This is a genomic window from Allobosea sp. P1_A7, assembly GCF_056406775.1.
In genome coordinates this window covers 1-507 of the sequence record NZ_JBFTZN010000654.1, presented here as the reverse complement: position 1 = coordinate 507, position 507 = coordinate 1, and the positions used below count along the sequence as shown (strand labels likewise).

The window sequence follows — 507 nt, the reverse complement described above, 5'->3', positions numbered from 1 at the left end:
CCGCCGAGGAGATCGATGCCTCGATCCGCGAGCTGACGCGCCAGACCTTGCACGCCGACGACACCGCGCGCGAGGCGGCAAGCTATGTCCGCTCCACGCGCCGCGATGTTTCCGGTCTCACCGAGGCTGCCGACAAGGTCAGCTCCGTGCTCGCCTTCATCGAGGACATCGCCTCCCGGACCAATCTGCTCGCGCTCAATGCCACGATCGAGGCGGCGCGTGCCGGGGCGGCAGGGCGCGGGTTTGCCGTCGTTGCCGGGGAGGTGAAGAACCTGGCGGAACAGACGCAGAAGGCGACGCGCGACATTGCCGATACGCTGCAGGATATCCGCTCCGCCGCCTCCACCGCTTCAGATGCGATCGCGCGGATCGAAGGCACGATGAGCGTGATCGAGCAGACCTCCAGCGCCATTGCCGAGGTCGTCGGTCGGCAGGCCGGGATCGTCTCCGGCATCGCCTCGGACGCGGTGCTTGTCGCCGGCAGCACCAATGCGGTCAGTGAGAGTG

At 67.9% G+C, this 507-nt stretch carries 1 protein-coding gene; it reads left to right on the top strand.

Annotated features, from left to right (window positions below):
• The coding region (locus tag AC1D34_RS38245) for a methyl-accepting chemotaxis protein (RefSeq protein ID WP_476827113.1) at nt 1-507 on the top strand (507 nt) is incomplete at both ends.